Consider the following 748-nt stretch of genomic DNA (forward strand, 5'->3'; position numbering starts at 1 on the left):
CGCGGAGGCGGGGGGCGCGAGGACATTGAAGCCGTCCAGCAGCGCGCGGCAGTCCGCGCACCCGGCCGCGTGCGCCGCCAGCTCCGGGGGCAACGGGCCGTCCAGGACGTCCAGGACGCGTTCGCACTCGGGCGTCATTCCGCGGTCTCCTGATGAAGCGGGGCGAGCAGCTCGCGCAGGCGCGCATAGCCGCGGTGGGCGCGGACCTTCACCGCGCTCTCGGTGAGGCCCAGGGACTCGGCGATCTCCGCGAAGCCCATGCCCTCGAAGCGGTGCATGAGGATGGGCAGGCGCTGGCCCTCCGGAAGCTGCGCCAGGGCGCGTTGCACCGCGCGCTCCAGGCCCGCGTCGCGGGGCTCCGGCGTGTCGGCCACGGCGGTGAGGGGCAGCTCCCCCTCGGGCGTCAGGTCCTCCGGCCGGCGGTGGCGGCGCGCATGGTCCCTCGCGGCATTGGTGGCGATGGCGTACAGCCACGGGCGGACCCGGGCGCCCTCCTGGTAGCGGCCGCGGGCGCGCACCAGGGACAGGAAGGTCAACTGGGCCAGGTCCTCGGCGGTGGCGGGGCTGCCCGTCAGGCGCGCCAGGTAGCCCTGGATGGGGCGCGCGTAACGCTGGAAGAGCGCGTCGAACGCGGGCGCATCCCCCTGGCAGAACCGCTCCATCAACACCTCGTCCGAGTCCCCGGCGCTCCCCGATGGTGCCGGCATGTCACCGGTACGCACGGGCGTGGCAGCGGGTTTCACGGAAG

At 74.7% G+C, this 748-nt stretch carries 1 protein-coding gene; it reads right to left on the reverse strand.

Features of this window, described 5'->3' with window-relative positions:
* Positions 1-134: 134 nt before the first annotated feature.
* A partial coding sequence (locus tag D7V93_RS43710; protein ID WP_244237866.1) for an RNA polymerase sigma factor occupies positions 135-748 on the reverse strand: 614 nt, incomplete at its 5' end.

The organism is Corallococcus llansteffanensis (assembly GCF_003612055.1).
GTDB lineage: Bacteria > Myxococcota > Myxococcia > Myxococcales > Myxococcaceae > Corallococcus > Corallococcus llansteffanensis.